This is a genomic window from Halomonas sp. 707D4 (genome assembly GCF_024158685.1).
Taxonomy (GTDB): domain Bacteria; phylum Pseudomonadota; class Gammaproteobacteria; order Pseudomonadales; family Halomonadaceae; genus Vreelandella.
The window spans coordinates 1-6,372 of record NZ_JAMZBD010000162.1 but is presented as its reverse complement, the minus strand read 5'-3'; the positions used below and the strand labels follow the sequence as shown (position 1 = coordinate 6,372).

General features: G+C 65.4%; 6 protein-coding genes. 2 read left to right on the top strand and 4 right to left on the bottom strand.

The features are described 5' to 3' along the window. Positions 1-529, bottom strand: a 529-nt coding sequence (locus BIS11_RS08740) for an alpha/beta fold hydrolase (RefSeq protein WP_253585933.1), incomplete at its 3' end; no start/stop codon positions are given. A gap of 156 nt (positions 530-685) precedes the next feature. On the opposite strand from BIS11_RS08740, the gene BIS11_RS08735 reads away from it, so the two are divergent. Continuing rightward, positions 686-1,618, top strand: a complete 933-nt coding sequence (locus BIS11_RS08735) for a cation diffusion facilitator family transporter (protein ID WP_253418554.1) — start codon at positions 686-688, stop codon at positions 1,616-1,618. A gap of 143 nt (positions 1,619-1,761) precedes the next feature. After that, a complete protein-coding gene (locus BIS11_RS08730; RefSeq protein WP_253418557.1) occupies positions 1,762-2,760 on the top strand; it encodes a phosphotransferase in 999 nt (332 codons plus the stop codon). Between the two features lie 87 nt (positions 2,761-2,847). Here the strand turns inward: BIS11_RS08730 and BIS11_RS08725 are convergent, their stop codons facing one another. The 3 genes from BIS11_RS08725 to BIS11_RS08715 all read right to left on the bottom strand — a co-directional run. Next, on the bottom strand, positions 2,848-4,101 hold the full coding sequence (locus BIS11_RS08725; protein ID WP_253418560.1) for a PQQ-dependent sugar dehydrogenase: 1,254 nt from the start codon (positions 4,099-4,101) through the stop codon (positions 2,848-2,850). A gap of 129 nt (positions 4,102-4,230) precedes the next feature. Beyond that, positions 4,231-5,244: an Ldh family oxidoreductase gene (locus BIS11_RS08720; protein WP_253418563.1), complete on the bottom strand. Its 1,014-nt coding sequence runs from the start codon at positions 5,242-5,244 to the stop codon at positions 4,231-4,233. 97 nt (positions 5,245-5,341) lie between these two features. After that, the coding region (locus BIS11_RS08715; protein WP_253585932.1) for an aldehyde dehydrogenase (NADP(+)) at positions 5,342-6,372 on the bottom strand (1,031 nt) is incomplete at its 5' end.

Here is a 6,372-nt window from a genome sequence, read left to right as displayed (position 1 = left end):
GATCGCTCTTGTCGCCGGCGGCGAAGAAGTTATTGGTGAAGTCCTCGAGAAACGCCAGGCGGTCGCCGCGCACGCCGTCGAGGAACTGATCGATGGTAGCGTCGTCGAGGCCGCCGTCCGGGTTGTCATCAGACTTGTAGAGGTACGGCGGCACGGCGGCGGCGAGGACCGCCTTGCTGACCCGCTCGGTACCGTAGCTTGCGATGTAGCGCGCCACTTCGCCGCCACCCATGGAAAAGCCGACCAGAGTGGCATCGTTGAGATCCAGCGCGTCCAGCAGTTTCTTGAGATCGAAGGCCAGGGTATCGTAATCGTAGCCGCCGTCGGCCTGGGTGGACTTGCCGAAGCCGCGGCGATCGTAGGTGACGACCTTATAGCCCGCCTCGACCAGCGGCGCGACCTGGGGCTCCCAGGAGCGAGAGCTCAACGGCCAGCCGTGAATCAGTACGACGGGCTTGCCCGCTCCGTGAACCTCGTAGTAAAGCTCGACCGGGGTTCCCTGTTCGGTTCCTGCATTCAACATCGGCATCGCTACCCTCCTGGTTGATTGACCAACGGCTCCGCGTACGGATGAATAAACACGCTCTAAAGGCTAGTACAACTGATCGGGGCTTTCCAAAGCGCCCGCAGGGCACCAAAGTTGCTATGCTTACTCGCTCTTGAACCTGCCTGTGGAGCGCACGTAGTGAAGACCGAAGCCGGTACCCTGGGATTTTCCGCCTTCATGGCCCTGCTGATCGGTGTGGTGGGCATCATTGCCACGCTCGCCTCGAACTCTCAGGCCATTCTGCTCGATGGGCTTTTCAACCTCGTTTACTTCGTGGTGGCACTGGTCACGCTCAAGGTCAGTCGGCTGGCGAGCCAGCCGGACAGCGACGCCTACCCGTTCGGCTACAGCTACTTCGAGTCGCTGGTGAACCTGTGCAAGGGGCTTCTGATTCTGGGCGTCTCCATCTTCGCGCTGGTGGACGCGGTGGCGGCGCTGTTGACCGGCGGTCGCGAGATCGCGGCGGGTCTGGCGGTGCTCTACGCAGGCTTCGCCACGCTTGCCTGCTCGCTGACCGCCTGGGTGATGCACGTGAGCCAGCGCCACGTCGCAAGCCCTCTGGTCGCGGCGGACAAGCTCAACTGGGTGGTCAATAGCGCCATCTCCGCCGGGGTGCTGGCGGCGTTCTGTCTCATGCTCGCGCTCAAGGCGCTGGATTCGACGCGCCTGGTGCCTTACGTCGATTCGATACTGGTCATCGCAGTGGTGCTGCTGTGCCTGGGCGTGCCGGTACGTATCGCCGGCCAGGCGCTGGGTGAGCTGACCAACAAGACACCGCCGGTGGCGGTGGCAGAGCCAGTGCGCCAGGCCGTGGCCCGCGGGCTCGAGGGAGTGGCAACGGAGGCGGTGCGCGTTCGTATCGTGCGCCCGGGGCGGCTTCTTTACGTGCTGGTTCACGTGGTGAAAAGCGACGACGCCGCGCTTGGCCTGGCCGAGCAGGACCGCCTGCGCGCCCGGGTGGACGACGAGATTCGCCGCCACTATGCCCTCGTGGTCTGCGACATCGTGTTTACCCGGGACACCCGCTGGGCCGAGCCCTCCTGCGGGTTATTGGTGAAGACGTCGGACTGAATCAGTAAAACTGATCGCCGGAGGCTGCTGTGCTGGCCACGTCACTCCAGCCGTGTCTGACATCGGGCGGAGTGCGTTACTGCGGGGCCTGCAAAAAAGACCGGCGAGTCGCTCCATACGTATCAAGAGGTTTCTGAAAAGTCGTGACTTTCACCCCGGCCCTGCTGGCCCGGCTCGAGCAGCGCCTGATCGCCGCGCTGCCCGCTTGGCAGCTACCCGCCGATACCCGCATCGAGCTTCTGACCACCTCGGAAAACGCCACCTTTCTGGCCCGCTGCCCCCAAACCGGGCGCCGCCGCGTGCTGCGGGTACACCGCCCGGACTACCACACGCGAGCGGAAATCGAATCGGAGCTTGACTGGCTTGCGGCACTGCGCGTCGATACCCGCCTTCGAGCACCCTTACCGCTTTCCACGACAGGCCCGAGCCCGGTGGTCGAACTCGCTCTGGGTGGCCGCCGCTTTCACGCAGTAGGCTTCGATTTCATCGAAGGTCATTCCCCGCAGGCGGACGACACGCTTCCTGCCTGGTTCGAAAAGCTCGGCGCCCTCACCGCCGCGCTTCACGAGCACAGCCGGCGCTGGACGCCGCCCGAAAACTTCGTGCGCACGCGCTGGCACCTGGACTCGATGATCGGCCCCCACGGGCTCTGGGGCGACTGGCGCCAGGCACCGGGGCTTACCGTGAGCGACGAGCGGGTCATCGCTTGTGCCATCGAGCGGATTCACCGGGTCATCGGCGTTTATGACCGGCTTTCCGGGCGCTACGGGCTCGTGCACGCCGACCTGCGCCTGGCCAACCTGCTGGTGGAGAACGATCAGCTCGCCGTGATCGACTTCGACGACTGCGGCTTTTGCTGGTACGCCTTCGATTTCGCCGCCGCCATCAGCTTTTTTGAACTCGACCCGCTGATTCCCCGGCTGCGCCAGGCCTGGATTCGCGGCTACCGGACAGTGGCCGAGTTCGACGCCGCCGACGACGCCGCGCTCGACACCTTCATCATGATTCGCCGCATCATGCTGAGCGCCTGGCTTGCCACCCACGCCGACAGCCACACCGCCCGCTCGCTCGGGGAGGGGTTCATCGAGGGCACCGCGACGCTTGCGCGGGCTTACCTCGATCCCGCATGCACCTCGAAATGAGTGAGACGCCAAGGCAAGCGGTTTTCTTGCATCGCCCAAAACGCCATCGGGCACCCGAAGGTGCCCGATCATTGCAGTGCGACGTCTTCAGCTATCGGTGTCGCTTCGCGGCTCGAGACGGTAGAGCCCGCCGTCCTCTTCGTCGGTCAGCACGTAGAGAAAGCCGTCCGGGCCCTGGCGCACGTCGCGGATGCGACCCAGGGTGTCGGCCAGCAGCATCTCCTCGTGGGTGATCTCGCCCTGTTCATCCACGACCAGGCGATGAAGCTGCTCGCGCTTGAGCGAGCCGGCGAACAGGTTGTTCTGCCACTCGGCCACGTCGCCGGTGTAGAACGCAAGCCCCGAGGGCGCCATGGAGTCTTCCCAGATGTGGTTCGCCGGCGTCACTCCCGGCGCCTCGCGGCCCAGGCCAATGTGCTCGTCGGTAGTGTACTCGGTGCCGTGGGCGATCATCGGCCAGCCGTAGTTGGCACCCTGCTCCACGCGATAGAGGCGGTCGCCGCCGTTGGGGCCGTGGTCCACCGCCCAGAGCTCGCTCGTCTCGGGGTGCAGCGCCAGGCCCTGGTTGTTGCGGTGGCCATAGGAGTAGATTTCCGGGCGCAGGTTGCCAGGCTCCACGCCAATGAAGGGGTTGTCCGGGTGGGCGCCGCCATCTTCCTGCAGGCGAATCATCTTGCCGCCGGGGTTGGTCAGGTCCTGGGGCAGGTTCTGGACGTTGCGATCGCCGATCGGGAAGAACAGCGAGCCGTCGCCGGGAAAGACGATGCGCGAGCCGTAGTGGGCGCCGGGATGCGTGCGCGGGATCTGGGTGTAGACGGTTTCGAGATCGGTCAGGGTAGCGTTATCGGCGTCGATGCGTGCCCGCGCCACGGCGGTGCCGGTGCCATAGCCCGGCTCATAGGTGCTGAGCGCGCGCGGGTCGCCCGGGCTCGAGTAGGTGAAGTAGACCCAGCCGTTGTCGGCGTAGTCCGGGTGCACCACGACATCGAGCAGCCCGCCCTGGTTGCCGCCCTCGACGGCAGAGTCGTCGTCCTCTTCGGCGTCGGTCTTCGGCAGGTTGTCGAGCTCGGTGACGCTGTCGCCATCGATCAGTTGAAGCCGCCCGGGCCGCTCGGTGATCAGCATTCGCCCATCCGGCAGCCAGGCCACCGCCCAGGGGTGCTCGAGGCCGCTGACGATCTGCACCACGTCGAAAGAGATCTCTTCGCTTTCGACGTTCTCGGCCACGCGCTCCTCCGTCACGCTGACCTCACCCCACGCCAAACCGCTCGCCCCGAAAAACGCGGCGCCAATCGCCCAGCGCAGAGGGCGAAGGGTCCCGACATCGCTTGCGTGCATCATTCTCTACTCCTTTAGAAAAACATGAAATTCAGTGGGTTATCCATGGTGAACTCCCAGAATAGGCCAGCTGTTCGAGGGTCACAAATGACGCATCGCTAATGAACGCTCCTATTGATGGCACGCGCGCTTTTACCTCATTAGCTCTTTCAGTTCGTCGACCAGTGCCTTGGGCAGGCGCATGTCATCGCGCCGCGTACGCTCGCGCGCCTCGAAACGCCGCTGCGAAGGCAGCCGCGCTCCCTGGCCGAGGATTTCATCGAACAGGGTTTCCGCATGGCGCAGGTGGTGCTCGGCCTCGCTCCCCAGAAAAGCCTGAGGGCTGAGAGCGATGACGAGCTCGCCGTGAAACGGCTTGCCGGTTCCCTCGGCATTGGCCGGTGCCGTCTCGTGCCCCAGCACGTCACCGATCAAGGGCCCGGCCAAGAGTCCGATCATGGTGGAAAGCGCCGAGCCCTTGTGCCCGCCGAAGGTACGCATGGCGCCGGCCAGCGCTGCGGCGGGGTCGGTGGTGGGGTTGCCTTCGCCGTCCATCGCCCAGTGAGCAGGAATGGACTTGCCGGCGCGCCGGTGCAGCTCGATCTCGCCTCTTGCCACTTCGCTGGTCGCGAAGTCGAAGGTATAAGGAGCGCCGTCCGGGCGCGGCCAGGAGAACGCCAGCGGATTGGTGCCCAGCAGCGGTCGCGTGCCGCCGGCCGGCGCCACGAAAGGATGGGTCGGCGTCATGGCGATACCGACCAGTCCCTGGCTCGAGATCGCCTCCACTTCCGGCCACAGCGCCGAGAAGTGAAAGCAGCGATTGATGGCCATGGCCGCCAGCCCTTGGCGCCGCGCCTTTTCGATGAGTGTCGGCAAGCCCGTCTCGAAGGCGAGCAGCGAGCAGCCGCGCTGGGCATCGATTCGCACCACGCCCGGCGCCTGGTCGTGCACCACCGGCAGCGCCTGGGTATCCACGCCGGCGTTGCGCGCGGTTTCCACGCAGCCGATCAGCCGATACAGGCCGTGGGAGTGACATTCGTCACGCTGGGCAGCGACCACGCTGCGGGTGATGGCCTCGGCGTGGGCCGGGCTGTAACCGTTGTGTCGAAGGACGTCGAGGCTCAGGGAAGTGGCTTCCTCGAGGGTCAGGATGATTGTTTCACTCATGCAGTTTCCCTTCGTGGTTGCGGGCGACAGGCGATAAAAAAGCAGGCAATCGCTTGCCTGCTTGGACACTACGTCATCGGTAGGAAGCCTTGCGCCATCAGGCGTTGCGCTTGCCATCCACCAGGCGGCTCACCTTGAGCGGATTGGACTCCTTGAGCGCCTCGGGCAAGAGGGCTTCCGGCAGCGACTGGTAGCATACCGGGCGCAAGAAGCGCTTGATGGCGGCGCTACCCACCGACGTGGTGCGGCTATCCGAGGTGGAGGGGTATGGGCCGCCGTGTACCATGGCGTGGCACACCTCGACGCCCGTCGGCCAGCCGTTGGCGAGAATCCGCCCCGCCTTGCGCTCGAGGGTCGGGATCAACGTCTTGGCGGCATCGATATCGGCATCGTTCATGTGCAGCGTGGCGGTCAACTGCCCTTCGAGCTGCTCGGCCACCTTCTTCACTTCCGCCATGTCCTGGCACTCGATGATCAGCGAGCTGGCACCAAATACCTCTTCCTGCATGACCTTGGAGGCCAGAAATGCCTCGGCGGAGGTCGCGAACAGCCCGGTCTGGCACTGGTAGCCCTCCTCGCCGGTCTGACCGCGCGCCACTTCGCGTACGCCGGCTTCGCCGCCCAGCGCCGTCACGCCCTGTTCATAGGCGCGGTGGATGCCCGGGGTGAGCATGGTCTGGGCACCGCTCTGCTCGACCGCCTTCTGCGCCGCCTGGGTGAACGTCTCGAGATCACTGCCCTTGACCGCGATCACCAGCCCTGGATTGGTGCAGAACTGCCCGGCGCCCATGTTGAGCGAGCCGACGAAGGCCTCGCCAAGCCCCTGGGCATTGGCCTTGAGCGCCTCCGGCAGCAAGAAGACCGGGTTGATACTGCTCATCTCGGCGTAGACCGGGATCGGCTGGGGGCGCGCCTGGGCGGCCTCGACCAGCGCCATGCCGCCGCTGCGCGAGCCGGTGAAGCCGACTGCCTGGATACGCGCATCGGTGACCAGGGCCTGGCCGATCTCGTTGCCGGCGCCGAACAGCAGCGAGAACACGCCCTCGGGCAGGTTGCACGCCTTGACGGCCTTCTGGATGGCGCGCCCCACCAGTTCGGAAGTTCCCGGGTGGGCGGAGTGGCCCTTGA

Coding starts and splice junctions, on each gene's coding strand:
- BIS11_RS08725 (WP_253418560.1), bottom strand. CDS start 4,101: ATGATGCACGCAAGCGATGTCGGGACCCTTCGCCCTCTGCGCTGGGCG.
- BIS11_RS08720 (WP_253418563.1), bottom strand. CDS start 5,244: ATGAGTGAAACAATCATCCTGACCCTCGAGGAAGCCACTTCCCTGAGC.